Raw genomic sequence first — 13,052 nt, forward strand, 5'->3', positions numbered from 1 at the left:
GCCTGCTGCCGCTGCCGGGCTGGTGCCGCGGTTGGATACCGTGCGGTTCGTCGCAACCACGGGTATGTCGTTCCGAACCACCGGAAGGGCCTGGACCGGACGGAGGAGCTCTCCCTTTCTCTCCCCGGCGACGCGCGTGATCCCGTCACGCGGTCGCCCATCGACTCCGAAGGCGCAGGAGATGTCCGCAACGCTGTCCGCATCGATGTCTGAAACAACGTGGCAGGTTTTTTCCTCCGCGTGGGAAGTCCCCGAAAACGCCTGCCCGGGACCCGCCCGCCCCGCGGCCATCGCGGCGGCCAAGTCCGGCACCTTCGACCGGCCGGGCCGCCGATGACGGCCACCCAGCTGTCGTACGACGACGTCAAGACCGCCGTCGACCGCGTCGCCGGGCTCATCCGGCCGGTGACCGTGGCGCAGGTCGGTGACAGTCGGTGGCTCGCGCTGGAGTACATGCAGCACACCGGGAGTTTCAAGGCGCGGGGTGCGGCCAACTTCGTCGCCGCGCATGTGGAGGCGGGCACGATGCCCGAGTCCGGGGTTGTGATCGCCTCCGGGGGGAACGCCGGGCTTGCCTGCGCCTGGGCGGCCGCTCAGTACGGCGTTCCGGCCACCGTGTTCACGCCGACGACCGCGCCGGCCGTGAAGGTGGACCGGATTCGGGCGCTGGGCGCGGACACGCGGCTTGTCGGGGTCGAGTATGACGAGGCGCTGGCCGCGTCCCGGGTGTACGCCGCTGAGACGGGGGCGCTGCTCTCGCACGCGTACGACCTGCCGTTGGTCGCCGCCGGGGCGGGGACGCTGCTGGAGGAGATCCATCAGGTCGTGCCCGAGGTGGACACCGTGATCGTCGCTTGTGGTGGCGGGGGGCTGTTCGCCGGCGTGGCGGCGGCCGCGTACGAGCATGGGGTACGGGTGACCGCCGTCGAGCCGGTCGGCTGCCCGACGCTGCACGCCGCGGTCGAGGCGGGAGAGGCCGTGGAGGTGGGCGTGGAATCGGTCGCCTCCGACGCGCTGGGCGCGCGGCTGGTCACCGGCGCCGCGCTGCACTGGGCGCGGCGCGGTGGCAACCGTGCCCTCCTCGTGAGTGACGAAGCGATCATCGCCGCGCGGCGCGCGCTGTGGGAGGAGCGCAGGATCGTCGTCGAGCACTCGGCCGCCGCCGCGTTCGCCGCCCTGCGTTCAGGGGCCTACACGGCGGCGCCCGGTGAGAGGGTCTGCGCCGTGCTGTGCGGCGCGAACACCGATCCGTCCGATCTTGTGACCTCGTGACCCCCGGCGGCCCTCGGCCGGAGGCCGGGAACCCCGGGTCGGTGGCCGCCGCGCGTACGGGACAATGGAGCCATGAGTCTGTTCCGCGACGACGGCATTGTGCTGCGCACCCAGAAGCTGGGTGAGGCGGACCGGATCATCACGCTGCTCACCCGAGGGCACGGCCGGGTGCGGGCCGTGGCCCGGGGGGTGCGGCGGACGAAGTCGAAGTTCGGGGCGCGGCTGGAGCCGTTCTCGCATGTCGATGTGCAGTTCTTCGCGCGCGGGAGTGAGCTGATCGGCCGGGGGCTGCCGCTGTGTACGCAGAGCGAGACGATCGCTCCGTACGGCAGTTCCATCGTCACCGACTACGACCGGTACACCGCCGGGACGGCCATGCTGGAGACCGCCGAGCGGTTCACCGATCATGAGGGTGAGCCCTCCGTGCAGCAGTATCTGCTGCTGGTCGGGGGGCTGCGGACGCTCGCCGCGGGGGAGCATGAGGCGCGGCTGGTCCTCGACGCCTTCCTGCTGCGGTCGCTGGCCGTCAACGGTTACGCGCCGAGCTTCGGGGACTGCGCGAAGTGCGGGATGCCAGGGCCCAACCGGTTCTTCTCGATGGGGGCGGGCGGGGTGGTCTGCGCGGAGTGCCGGGTCCCCGGGAGCGTCGTACCCTCCTCGGAGTCACTGGTGCTGCTGGGCGCGCTGCTGACGGGGGACTGGGCGACGGCGGACGCCTGTGAGGCGCGCCATGTCCGGGAGGGCAGCGGGCTCGTGGCGGCGTATCTGCACTGGCACCTGGAGCGAGGGCTGCGCTCGCTCCGGTACGTGGAGAAGTGACGAAACCGGCTCAGCCCGGACGGCTGACACTCGGCTAAGCGAGATTTGGAGACGTGGCACGCATGGCACGACGCGGATTTATGGGCCGTTCCCGACGCGAGTACCGGGTTCCGGACCCGCACCCGTCCGGCGCGCGGCCGCCGAAGATCCCCGGCGAGCTGGTGCCCAAGCATGTGGCGGTCGTCATGGACGGCAACGGCCGGTGGGCGAAGGAGCGCGGGCTGCCGCGCACCGAGGGGCACAAGGTCGGTGAGGGCGTCGTCCTCGACGTGCTCAAGGGCTGCCTGGAGATGGGCGTCAAGAACCTTTCGCTGTACGCCTTCTCCACCGAGAACTGGAAGCGCTCGCCCGATGAGGTGCGCTTCCTGATGAACTTCAACCGCGATGTCATCCGCCGCCGCCGGGACGAGATGGACGAGCTGGGCATCCGTATCCGGTGGACGGGCCGGATGCCGAAGTTGTGGAAGTCGGTCGTCCAGGAACTCCAGGTCGCACAGGAGCAGACCAAGGACAACGACGCCATGACGCTGTACTTCTGCGTCAACTACGGCGGTCGGGCGGAGATCGCGGACGCGGCGGCGGCGATGGCCGTGGACGTCAAGGCGGGGCGGCTGGACCCGTCGAAGGTCAACGAGAAGACACTGGCGAAGTACCTGTACTACCCGGACATGCCGGATGTGGATCTTTTCGTGCGACCGTCCGGCGAGCAGCGGACATCGAATTACCTGATCTGGCAGAGCGCGTACGCCGAGATGGTGTTCCAGGACGTTCTGTGGCCGGATTTCGATCGCCGTGATCTGTGGCGCGCGTGTCTGGAATTCGCCCAGCGGGACCGGCGGTTCGGCGCGGCCGAGCCGGTTTCCCCTGCTGAGCCGGTTTCCCCTGAGGGCGGCGACGCGCGGTAGGCGCTCGCCCGCGCGGTGGCCGCCCGGTCCCGGTCCTGATCCCGGTCCGGGACCGAGACGGCGAGCGCCGGGCGGACTGGAGATCCAGCCCGCCCGGCGCTCGCGGACGCGGGAAGGCCGGGGTTCAGGCGCGGGCCGCCGCGCAGTCGCCGCAGGTGCCGAAGATCTCGATCGTGTGGGCCACGTCGACGAAGCCGTGCTCCGCGGCGATCGAATCGGCCCACTTCTCCACGGCCGGGCCCTCGACCTCGACCGCCTTGCCGCAGGAGCGGCACACCAGATGGTGATGGTGGTCGTCGGTGCTGCACCGGCGGTACACGGACTCGCCCTCGTCCGTGCGCAGGACATCGACCTCGCCCGCGTCGGCGAGGGACTGAAGCGTGCGGTACACCGTCGTCAGGCCGACTGAATCGCCACGGTGCTTGAGCATGTCGTGGAGTTCCTGCGCGCTCCTGAACTCCTCCACCTCGTCAAGAGCCGCCGCCACCGCGGCGCGCTGCCTGGTGGACCGGCCGCGTACTGGGGGACCAGCGGTCACCACAGTTGCCTCCTCAATCGCCTGCTCGCCTGTCCGCACATCTGGCGGCACATTGTGCCAGTGTGCCAGGTGGTGCTGTGGGCACTAAGGCGCCTTCTCGCCCCTTACATCAGACCCGGTCGACCATCAGTCCGGGAAGAGGTCCGGAAACAGGTCCCGCGAGACCTCAGACCCGGACGTCGTCAGACCCGGACGTCGTCGGCTGGGCCGCGGCTGGCGGGGATCTCCAGCGCGCACTGCTCCTCGGCCACCGCGGCCAGCCGGGCTCTCCTTCGGCTCAGTGGCGCGGCCAGCACGGTGATCACGGCGAACACCCCGATGGCCAGGACGACGATGCTCGCGCCCGGCGGCACGTCCTCGTAGTAGGAGTACGTCGTCCCCGACAAGGTCACCAGCAGTCCGATGACGACCGACATCGCCAGCGTCATCGCGAAGCTGCGGGTGGCCTGCTGGGCGGCGGCGACGGGGACCACCATCAGCGCGCTGACCAGCAGCAGGCCGACCACGCGCATGGCCACGGTGACGGTCACGGCCGCGGTGACCGCGAGGAGCAGGTTCAGCAGCCGCACCGGGAGGCCGGTGACGCGGGCGAACTCCTCGTCCTGGCAGACCGCGAACAGCTGCCGCCGCAGCCCCAGTGTGATCGCGATCACGAAGGCGGCCAGCACGCAGATGGTGTGTACGTCCTCTTCGGAGACCGTCGTGATGGAGCCGAAGAGGTACGAGGTGAGGTTGGCGTTGGAGCCGGTGTCGGACATGTTGATCAGCAGGACGCCACCCGCCATGCCGCCGTAGAACAGCATCGCCAGCGCGAGATCGCCGCGCGCCTTGCCGTACCAGCGGATCAGCTCCATCAGTACGGCGCCGAGCGAGGCGACGCCGACGGCGGTCCACACCGGGTTCGTGCCGGTGAGGAAGCCGAGCGCGACGCCGGTCAGGGCGACGTGCCCGATGCCGTCGCCCATGATCGCCTGGCGGCGCTGGACGAGGTAGATGCCCACGGCGGGGGCGGTGATCCCGACGAGGACGGCGGCGAGCAGCGCCCGCTGCATGAAGGCGTAATCGAGCATTTCCATCAGGTCAGCAGTCCCGTCCTGATCGGTTCCGCGTGAGGCGCGGCGTGCGGGTGTACGTGGTCGTGGCCCGGCAGCGCGTGCTGCCCGACGGCCTTCGGCGGCGGCCCGTCGTGGACCACGCAGCCGTCGCGCAGCACCACGGCCCGGTCGATCAGGGGCTCAAGCGGCCCGAGCTCGTGGAGGACGAGGAGCACCGTGGTGCCTGCGGCGACCTGCTGGCGCAGGGCCTCGGCGAGCACTTCCTGGCTGGCCAGGTCCACCCCGGCCATCGGCTCGTCCATGATCAGCAATTCGGGTTCGCCCGCCAGGGCGCGGGCGATCAGCACCCGCTGGTGCTGGCCGCCGGACAGCGCGTTGACCGAGCCCTTGGCGCGGTCGGCCATCCCCACGAGGTCCAGGGCGCGGTCCACGGCGGCCCTGTCGGCCTTGCGGGGCCAGCCCAGCCGGGTGTGGGCGAGGCGGCCGGAGGAGACCACCTCGCGCACGGTCGCGGGGACGCCGCTGGCCGCGGTGGTGCGCTGCGGCACGTAGCCGACGCGCGCCCACTGCCGGAAGCGGCGCCGGGGCGTGCCGAACAGCGTCAGCTCGCCGCCGGTGAGCGGGACCTGGCCGACGATGGCGCGAACGGCTGTGGACTTGCCCGAGCCGTTGGCGCCGAGCAGCGCGACGACCTCGCCGCGCCGCACGGTGAGGTCCACGCCGCGCAGCACGGGCCGGGAGCCGAGCGAGGCGGTCGCCCCGCGGACGGTGATGACCGGCTCGCCGGGGGGGTGCGGCGCACTCGCCGCCGAGGCCCCGGTCGCCGGGCCGGCTATGAGCGGGTCGCCCTGCTCAGCCATGGCCGCTGCCCCGTCCTTGGCCCCGCCCTCGGCCTCGTCGCGTATGACGTCGGCGGGCCCTTCGCTTCGCTTGCTCGCCATGCCTGCCTCCGGTACTCGTGCTGCCCGCCGCCCGCCCCGTACGGTGGGCGCCGGTTGATCCCGCGCGTCAACTCGGCGCGCTGCCCCGCGTGTTACTTGGCGCCGAGTGCCTTCTGTAGGGCGCTGAGGTTCGCTCGCATGACCGCGAGGTAGTCATCGCCCTTGGACTTGTCGTTGATGCCCTCGATCGGGTCCAGGACGTCGGTCTTCAGGCCGGTGTCCGCCGAGACGGTCTTCGCGGCCTTGTTGCTGCCGAGGGTCTCGAAGAAGACGGTGGTGGCCTTCTCCTTCTTCGCGATCTCCTGGATGTCCTTGATCCGGGACGGGCTCGCCTCGGCCTCGGGGGAGAGGCCGGTGATGCCCTCTTGATCCAGACCGTACCGCTCGGCGAGGTAACCGAACGCCGTGTGGGTGGTGATGAAGGTGTCCGTGGTACGGCTCTTCAGGCCGCTCTTGAACTCCGTGTCCAGCGCGGTCAGCTTCTTGACCAGCACGTCGGTGTTCTTCTGGAAGTCGGCCTTGTGGTCGGGGTCCGCCTTCGCGAGTGCCTTGTTCACGCCCTTCGCGACCTCGGCGTACTTCACGGGGTCGAGCCAGATGTGCGGGTCGGTGCCCGACTCGGCCTCGTCGTGGCCGTGCTCTTCTTCTTCGTGCCCGTGCTCTTCCGCGCCGCCGTGGTCGTGGCCGTCGCCGCCGGAGCCGTGGTCTTCGAGGGAGGTCAGGGACGTGGCTTCGGCGGTGTTGTCCACGCCGGACTGCTTGACGGCCTCGTCCACGGCGGGCTGGAGGCCCTTCAGGTACACAATGAGGTCGGCTTCACTCAGTTCGGCGACCTGGCGCGGCTTGAGCTCCAGATCGTGCGGCTCTACGCCGGGCTTGGTGAGGCCGCTGACGTGGACGTGCTCGCCGCCGATCTGCTTGGCGAGGTACTCCATGGGATAGAACGACGCTACGACCTGCGGTTTTCCGTCCTTGCTGCCGCCGCCGGGGCCGCCGGAGCAGGCGGAGAGCGTGGCCAGGGTGATGGCGGTCGCTCCGGCGATGGCAGCGGCGGGTATCAGGCGTCGTCGTACGTTCATGACACTCATTTTCAACTAAAGTGGAAACGATTGTCAACTAGGCTGGTTGAAGGCTGTCATATCAGAACCGATTTGATCCCAGGGGTGTCGCCGCCGGTAATCTGGGTCATTCGCTGGGGCGCGCGGGCGAGTACCGGCGGACCCCCGCACTGACCGCTTCGTCGTCGTAATGAAGAGAGCACCGTGGCCGCCGACAAGATCGACACCATCGTCAGCCTGAGCAAGCGCCGTGGCTTTGTCTATCCGTGCAGCGAGATTTACGGCGGCCAGCGGGCCGCTTGGGACTACGGACCGCTCGGCGTGGAGCTGAAGGAGAACATCAAGCGCCAGTGGTGGCGCTCGATGGTCACCTCGCGCGACGACGTCGTCGGTCTCGACTCGTCCGTGATCCTCGCTCGCGAGGTCTGGGAGGCGTCCGGTCACGTCGCCACCTTCACGGACCCGCTGACCGAGTGCACCTCCTGTCACAAGCGCTTCCGCGTCGACCACCTGGAAGAGGCGTACGAGGCGAAGCACGGCCACCTTCCGGCCAATGGCCTCGCCGACCTGAACTGCCCGCACTGCGGCAACAAGGGCACCTTCACCGAGCCCAAGCTGTTCTCGGGTCTGCTCTCCACGCACCTCGGCCCCACGCAGGACGCGGGCTCGCTCGCGTACCTGCGCCCCGAGACCGCGCAGGGCATCTTCACCAACTTCGCCTCCGTGCAGCAGACCTCGCGCAAGAAGCCGCCGTTCGGCATCGCGCAGCTCGGCAAGTCCTTCCGTAACGAGATCACGCCGGGCAACTTCATCTTCCGGACCCGCGAGTTCGAGCAGATGGAGATGGAGTTCTTCGTCAAGCCGGGCGAGGACGAGCAGTGGCACGAGTACTGGATGGAGCAGCGCTGGAACTGGTACCTGGACCTCGGTCTCCGCGAGGAGAACATCCGCTGGTTCGACCACCCGGCTGAGAAGCTGTCGCACTACTCCAAGCGCACCACCGACATCGAGTACCGCTTCAACTTCGGCGGCACCGAGTTCTCCGAGCTCGAAGGCGTGGCCAACCGCACCGACTTCGACCTCAAGGCGCACTCCAAGGCGTCCGGCCAGGACCTGTCGTACTTCGACCAGGAGGCGGGCGAGCGCTGGACCCCGTACGTCATCGAGCCCGCGGCCGGTGTCAACCGCGCCATGCTCGCCTTCATGCTCGACGCGTACATCGAGGACGAGGCGCCCAACGCCAAGGGCAAGCTGGAGAAGCGCACCGTGATGCGGCTCGACCCGCGCCTCGCGCCGGTCAAGGTCGCCGTGCTGCCGCTGTCGCGCAACCCGCAGCTGTCGCCGAAGGCGAAGGGGCTGGCGACCGACCTGCGGAAGAACTGGAACATCGAGTTCGACGACGCCGGTGCGATCGGGCGGCGTTACCGCCGCCAGGACGAGATCGGTACGCCGTTCTGCGTCACGGTCGACTTCGACACGCTCGACGACAACGCGGTGACGGTGCGCTCGCGCGACACGATGGCGCAGGAGCGGGTGTCCCTGGACCAGATCCAGGCGTACCTGGGGAGCCGACTGCTCGGCTGCTAGGCGCCGTCCGGCGGAGCGGCGTGCTGGGGGCGGCCCCTGTGCGTGTGTCCGCGGGGTGCGGGTGTGTTGTGGCTGGTCGCCCAGTTCCCCGCGCCCCTGATGGGGCACCCGTGTGCCGCTGGGGCAGGGCTGGTTCTTCTGGGCCTGGGGGCTGGGCGGCCCGTGCGCGGCCTGCTGTCGGGCATGGTTCGCCAGGAGTGGGGCCAGGCCGTCGTCCGGCGGAGCGCGTGCTGAGGGAGTCCCTGTGCGTGCATCGCGGGGTGCGGGTGTGTTGTGGCTGGTCGCGCAGTTCCCCGCGCCCCTGATGGGGCACACTCCTGCGTCGCTGGACCTGGACCGGGGCTGGTGCGCTCCGCCGGGGTGTATGCGTGGCATGGAGCGCCGGGCGGACTCAGCACGCGAGTCCGCCCGGCGCTCCTTCGCTTTTCGGGCGGGCTGGCGGGGCGGCGCGTCGGCGGGTCGGCGCGCCAGCGCGGTGTGCGGACGTAGGCGTGCGGGGGGCGGCCGCCGTGCGCGCGCCGGTGTCCGTGCGCTGGTGCCTGTGCGCCGGTGTCCGCGTGCTGGTGCCCGCGCGCCCCGCCAGGGCGTCTCACCGCACCGTGCGCGGCAGCCGCAGGCTGAGCAGCACCGTCACCGCGATCCCGGCGAGCTGCACCAGCAGCGTGGTGACGAGCGCGTCCCGCATGCCCACCGACGCGGCGCGCGACAGGAACAGCGTGCCGAGCGTCGCCACGCCCAGCGCCAGCGCCGACTGCTGGGTCGTGATCATCACGCCGCTGCCGACCCCGGCCCGCTCGCCGGGCACGTCGGCCAGCACGATCCGGAACAGCACCGGCAGCTGCATGGCCTGCCCGACCCCCGCCAGCGCGACGCTCGGCGCCAGCTCAAGCACGCTGAGGTCGGGCCAGCCGCGCAGCACGGTCAGGGTGAACAGCACGACGCCGAGCCCCTGGATGACGCCTCCGGCGGTCACCACCCGGCTGCCGTACCGGCGGATCAGGCGCGGCCCGGCCAGCGAGATCGCGAAGAACGCCGCAGCCATCGGCACCAGGGCCATCCCGGCGGCGATCGGCCCGTAGCCCAGCCCCTGCTGGAGCGCCACGGCGATGACGAACATGAAGCCGCCGAAGCCGACGGAGAACGGCACGAGCAGCACGAGACCCCGGCTCAGCCCCGGCAGCGCGAACAGGCTCGGCGGCACCAGCGGCGTCTTCCCCGCCCGCTCGGCCCGGCGCTCCACCAGGTAGAAAGCGGCCGCGGCGAAGGGGAAGGTGCCGAGCGAGAGCCAGGTCCACAGCGGCCAGCCCGCCGCCCGGCCCTCGGTCAGCGGCAGCAGCAGGGTGACCAGCGAGACGGCCAGCAGCAGGGTGCCGGACACGTCGATGGTGGCAGGGCGGTCCGAACGGGTCTCGGGCACCGAACGGAACGCCAGCACCAGGCCGATCAGCACCACCGGCACGTTGACCAGGAACACCGCGCGCCAGCCGGTGCCCGCGATGTCGGCGGCGACGAGCACGCCGCCGAGGATCTGCCCGGCGACCATGGACAGGCCCGCCGTCGCCCCGTACAGGCTGACGGCGCGGGCCCGCCGCTGTCCGGTGGTCGAGGAGTGGATGGTGGCGAGCACCTGCGGCAGCATCAGCGCGGAGGCGGCGCCCTGCGCCACCCGGGCCGCGACCAGCGACCAGGCGTCCGGCGCGAGCCCGCAGGCCAGCGACGTCAGCCCGAAGGCCGCCATCCCGGCCAGGAACAGCTTGCGGCGGCCGAACATGTCGCCGAGACGCCCGCCGAGCACGAGCAGTACGGCGTACGCGACGCCGTATCCGGCCACGACCAGTTCCAGCACGGCCGGGCTGGCGTCCAGGTCGTGCTCCATCGTGGACAGGGCGACGTTGACGATGAAGAAGTCGATCAGCGGCAGGGCGGCACCGAGCAGGACGGTGAACAGGCCGAGCCCGCCGAGCAGCGAGGCGGCGGCGCCGGATGGCGCCCTCTTCCCCGCCGTGCCGGACGCACCGGCGGCAGGGGTGATCGGGGATGGGGGGACGATGGTTCGCACACGGGTCTGACTCACAGGTACGACATTCGTCGTACTTGGAGACTGGTACCAGAGTCTCTTTATCCTGGTACCAGCAGTACCTGGCAACAGGCTCCGCGATGCCGCACCCTGGGGGCATGACGATCACGGCACACAGTGTGGAAGCCGGCGTGCGGCGCGATGAGCTGGCCGGTTTCCTGCGCAGCCGTCGCGAGCGGATCACCCCCGAGCAGGTCGGACTGCCGCGTGGCAACCGCCGCCGCACCCCGGGCCTGCGCCGCGAGGAGGTGGCGCAGCTCTCGGCGGTCGGTGTCACCTGGTACACGTGGCTGGAACAGGCCCGCGACATCCAGGTCTCGGCGCAGGTGCTCGACGCTATCGCCGGAGCGCTGCTCCTCGACCCCAACGAGCGCGCTCATCTGTTCACCCTGGCCGGGGTGGCCGACCCGTCGCCTGGCAGGGAGTGCCCCAGCATCTCCGAGCCGATCCGGCAGATGCTGCGACGGCTTGAGCCGTTTCCGGCCACCGTGCAGAACAGCCGCTACGACCTGAGCGCGTACAACAGGACGTACGGGCACCTGTTCGGCGACCTCGACGCGCTGCCGCAGGCCGACCGCAACTGCATGTGGCTGGCCTTCACCAACCCCGACTGGGCGGCGGCGCTGGTGGACCGGGAGGAGGTGATCCGCTCGATGGCGGGCAAGTTCCGTTCATCCATGGCCGAGCACATCGCAGAGCCCGCGTGGAAGCACCTGCTCAAGCGGCTCCAGCAGGCTTCGCCCGAGTTCCGGGAGATCTGGGAGCGGCACGAGGTGATGCGGGCGGGGGACCGGACCAAGAGGTTCCGTAACGCCCACGTCGGGCTGCTGCACCTCAACTTCACGACCATGTGGCTGGGCCCGCGCCAGGGCCCGCGCATGATCACCTACGTACCGGCGGACGCGGAGACCGCCGAGCGCCTGGAGCGGCTCCAGGAGCTCGTGGTCTCCGGCGCGCTGACGTCCGGCGCGGCCTCCGGGGCACCGGCCATGGCCTGACCGGCCGACCGCCTGATCAACTGCCTGGCCGGCCGACTGCCTGGCCGGCCGCCCCTGATCAACTGTCCGGTCGACCGCCTGACCGGCCGGGCCGCGCGGCCGTACGGCGGCCGTACGCCCCCGTAGACCGTCTGCGGCGTCCGCTGTCATGGAGGCCACACCGGGGCGTGGCGCCGATGGGGGACAATGAGAGGTCTGCCCCACCCGCGAATTCCGAAGGACGCGACCTCCATGACCGGTGACCCCAGGCCGCTGTACATCGGCACGCACGCGGTGCGGCCGCCGGTGATCCTCGCCCCGATGGCGGGCATCACCAACGCGCCGTTCCGCACCCTGTGCCGGGAGTTCTCCGGCGGCAAGGGGCTGTTCGTCAGCGAGATGATCACCACCCGGGCACTGGTCGAGCGGGACGCCAAGACCATGCGGCTGATCCACTTCGACGGCAGCGAGAAGCCGCGCTCCATCCAGCTGTACGGGGTGGACCCGGTCACCGTCGGCAAGGCGGTCCGCATGATCGTCGAAGAGGACCTGGCCGACCACATCGACCTGAACTTCGGCTGCCCGGTGCCGAAGGTGACCCGCAAGGGCGGCGGGTCGGCTCTCCCGTACAAGCGCAACCTGCTGCGCTCGATCCTGCGGGAGGCGGTCGCCGGAGCTGGTGACCTGCCGGTGACGATGAAGATGCGCAAGGGCATCGACGACGACCATCTGACGTATCTCGACGCCGGGCGGATCGCGGTGGAGGAGGGCGTACGGGCCATCGCGCTGCACGGGCGCACGGCGGCGCAGCACTACGGGGGCGAGGCCGACTGGTCGGCCATCGCCCGGCTGAAGGAAGCGGTGCCGGAGATCCCGGTGCTGGGCAACGGCGACATCTGGTCGGCGGACGACGCGCTGCGGATGATGCGGAAGACGGGCTGCGACGGGGTCGTGGTGGGCCGTGGCTGCCTGGGACGGCCCTGGCTGTTCGCCGATCTGGTGGCCGCCTTCGAGCAGACGGCGACACCCGGTGCCATGCGGGAGGGCGCCGTACGGCAGCCGGCCGCCTCCGACGGGGCCGGGAGCGCGTACCCGGGCGGACAGGGCGTGCCCTCCGAGCGCGCCTGGGTCTCCGGCGGGGGCCAGGCCGGGTATGCCGCGCCCACGCTCAGGGATGTCTCCAGGGTCATGCTGCGGCACGCGGAGCTGCTGGCGGAGTGGCTGGCTGACGAGCAGCGGGGCGTTATCGACTTCCGTAAGCACGTCGCCTGGTACACCAAGGGCTTCTCTGTCGGCTCGGAGATGCGCAAGCGGCTCGCTATCGCCTCATCCCTGGGCGAACTGGGCGCTCTGATGAGCGAACTGGACCTTGACCAGCCCTGGCCGGTGGGTGCGGACGGTCCGCGCGGCCGGACCTCTGGCCGAAACAGGGTGGTTCTTCCGGAGGGGTGGCTCGATGACCCCTACGACCGCGCGGCCGTCGGCGCGGAAGCCGAGCTGGACACCTCAGGCGGGTGATTTCGCCGCAGGGCGGGCGTGATTCTCGCCACGCCTGATCGCTAGTTTGCTCATATGAGCACGCTCATTTGATGATCCGATGTGCCGTCTGAGCGGGCACACCTCTCCAATGCGTGGCACTCAGTGCCACTCCTTGTTCGTTCGACATGTCAACGCATGGCCGCGCTCCGCATGCGCATCCTCGCCATCCGTAGTCACAATCGGGCATTACGGGCGCGATGTTGTCAGGAAGTGTGGTCATGGCGAAGGGGTGTGGTTTCTCTATGGATCACAGGTCTCGTGGCCTGGATCACTTTCGATCTCGT

Annotated in this window: 11 protein-coding genes; 6 read left to right on the forward strand and 5 right to left on the reverse strand. The window is 70.4% G+C overall.

Annotation, left to right across the window (positions count from 1 at the left end):
• Positions 1–333 precede the first annotated feature (333 nt).
• From AC5P1B_RS16875 to AC5P1B_RS16885, 3 genes are all read left to right on the forward strand, one after another.
• Entirely contained in the window at positions 334–1,272 is a 939-nt protein-coding gene (locus AC5P1B_RS16875) for a serine/threonine dehydratase (RefSeq protein ID WP_493888000.1), read from the forward strand.
• 72 nt (positions 1,273–1,344) lie between these two features.
• Complete coding sequence (gene recO, locus AC5P1B_RS16880; RefSeq protein ID WP_493888001.1) at positions 1,345–2,091, forward strand: DNA repair protein RecO; 747 nt, start codon at positions 1,345–1,347, stop codon at positions 2,089–2,091.
• Positions 2,092–2,153: 62 nt separating this feature from the next.
• Complete coding sequence (locus tag AC5P1B_RS16885; RefSeq protein ID WP_493888218.1) at positions 2,154–2,996, forward strand: isoprenyl transferase; 843 nt, start codon at positions 2,154–2,156, stop codon at positions 2,994–2,996.
• A gap of 124 nt (positions 2,997–3,120) precedes the next feature.
• Here AC5P1B_RS16885 and AC5P1B_RS16890 read toward each other — a convergent pair whose 3' ends face one another.
• The 4 genes from AC5P1B_RS16890 to AC5P1B_RS16905 form a co-directional block, all read right to left on the reverse strand.
• Positions 3,121–3,537, reverse strand: coding sequence for a Fur family transcriptional regulator (locus AC5P1B_RS16890; RefSeq protein WP_493888002.1), 417 nt, complete (start codon positions 3,535–3,537; stop codon positions 3,121–3,123).
• A gap of 179 nt (positions 3,538–3,716) precedes the next feature.
• The gene (locus AC5P1B_RS16895) at positions 3,717–4,610 is read right to left on the reverse strand and encodes a metal ABC transporter permease (protein WP_493888003.1); all 894 of its coding nucleotides are present in this window, start codon (positions 4,608–4,610) and stop codon (positions 3,717–3,719) included.
• Positions 4,610–5,530 (reverse strand): metal ABC transporter ATP-binding protein, encoded by a 921-nt coding sequence (locus AC5P1B_RS16900; RefSeq protein WP_493888004.1) that lies wholly within the window; start codon positions 5,528–5,530, stop codon positions 4,610–4,612. The genes AC5P1B_RS16895 and AC5P1B_RS16900 overlap by 1 nt, the downstream gene beginning before the upstream one ends.
• Before the next feature lie 92 nt (positions 5,531–5,622).
• The gene (locus tag AC5P1B_RS16905; RefSeq protein WP_493888006.1) at positions 5,623–6,609 is read right to left on the reverse strand and encodes a metal ABC transporter substrate-binding protein; all 987 of its coding nucleotides are present in this window, start codon (positions 6,607–6,609) and stop codon (positions 5,623–5,625) included.
• Positions 6,610–6,792: 183 nt separating this feature from the next.
• Here AC5P1B_RS16905 and AC5P1B_RS16910 point away from each other — a divergent pair, with 183 nt between their 5' ends.
• The gene (locus AC5P1B_RS16910; RefSeq protein ID WP_493888007.1) at positions 6,793–8,175 is read left to right on the forward strand and encodes a glycine--tRNA ligase; all 1,383 of its coding nucleotides are present in this window, start codon (positions 6,793–6,795) and stop codon (positions 8,173–8,175) included.
• A 589-nt stretch (positions 8,176–8,764) separates the two neighbouring features.
• Here AC5P1B_RS16910 and AC5P1B_RS16915 read toward each other — a convergent pair.
• Positions 8,765–10,297: an MFS transporter gene (locus tag AC5P1B_RS16915; RefSeq protein WP_493888219.1), complete on the reverse strand. Its 1,533-nt coding sequence runs from the start codon at positions 10,295–10,297 to the stop codon at positions 8,765–8,767.
• Between the two features lie 53 nt (positions 10,298–10,350).
• Between AC5P1B_RS16915 and AC5P1B_RS16920 the strand changes: the two genes are divergently transcribed.
• A complete protein-coding gene (locus tag AC5P1B_RS16920; RefSeq protein WP_493888008.1) occupies positions 10,351–11,250 on the forward strand; it encodes a helix-turn-helix transcriptional regulator in 900 nt (299 codons plus the stop codon).
• Positions 11,251–11,481: 231 nt separating this feature from the next.
• On the forward strand, positions 11,482–12,747 hold the full coding sequence (gene dusB, locus AC5P1B_RS16925; RefSeq protein ID WP_493888010.1) for a tRNA dihydrouridine synthase DusB: 1,266 nt from the start codon (positions 11,482–11,484) through the stop codon (positions 12,745–12,747).
• Positions 12,748–13,052 lie beyond the last annotated feature (305 nt).

Source organism: Streptomyces sp. A01 (genome assembly GCF_059026195.1).

Bases quoted from the DNA above. Each gene is read 5' to 3' on its own strand.
- AC5P1B_RS16875 (WP_493888000.1), top strand. From the start codon at position 334: ATGACGGCCACCCAGCTGTCGTACGACGACGTCAAGACCGCCGTCGAC.
- recO (WP_493888001.1), top strand. From the start codon at position 1,345: ATGAGTCTGTTCCGCGACGACGGCATTGTGCTGCGCACCCAGAAGCTG.
- AC5P1B_RS16885 (WP_493888218.1), top strand. From the start codon at position 2,154: ATGGCACGACGCGGATTTATGGGCCGTTCCCGACGCGAGTACCGGGTT.
- AC5P1B_RS16895 (WP_493888003.1), bottom strand. From the start codon at position 4,610: ATGGAAATGCTCGATTACGCCTTCATGCAGCGGGCGCTGCTCGCCGCC.
- AC5P1B_RS16900 (WP_493888004.1), bottom strand. From the start codon at position 5,530: ATGGCGAGCAAGCGAAGCGAAGGGCCCGCCGACGTCATACGCGACGAG.
- AC5P1B_RS16905 (WP_493888006.1), bottom strand. From the start codon at position 6,609: ATGAACGTACGACGACGCCTGATACCCGCCGCTGCCATCGCCGGAGCG.
- AC5P1B_RS16920 (WP_493888008.1), top strand. From the start codon at position 10,351: ATGACGATCACGGCACACAGTGTGGAAGCCGGCGTGCGGCGCGATGAG.
- dusB (WP_493888010.1), top strand. From the start codon at position 11,482: ATGACCGGTGACCCCAGGCCGCTGTACATCGGCACGCACGCGGTGCGG.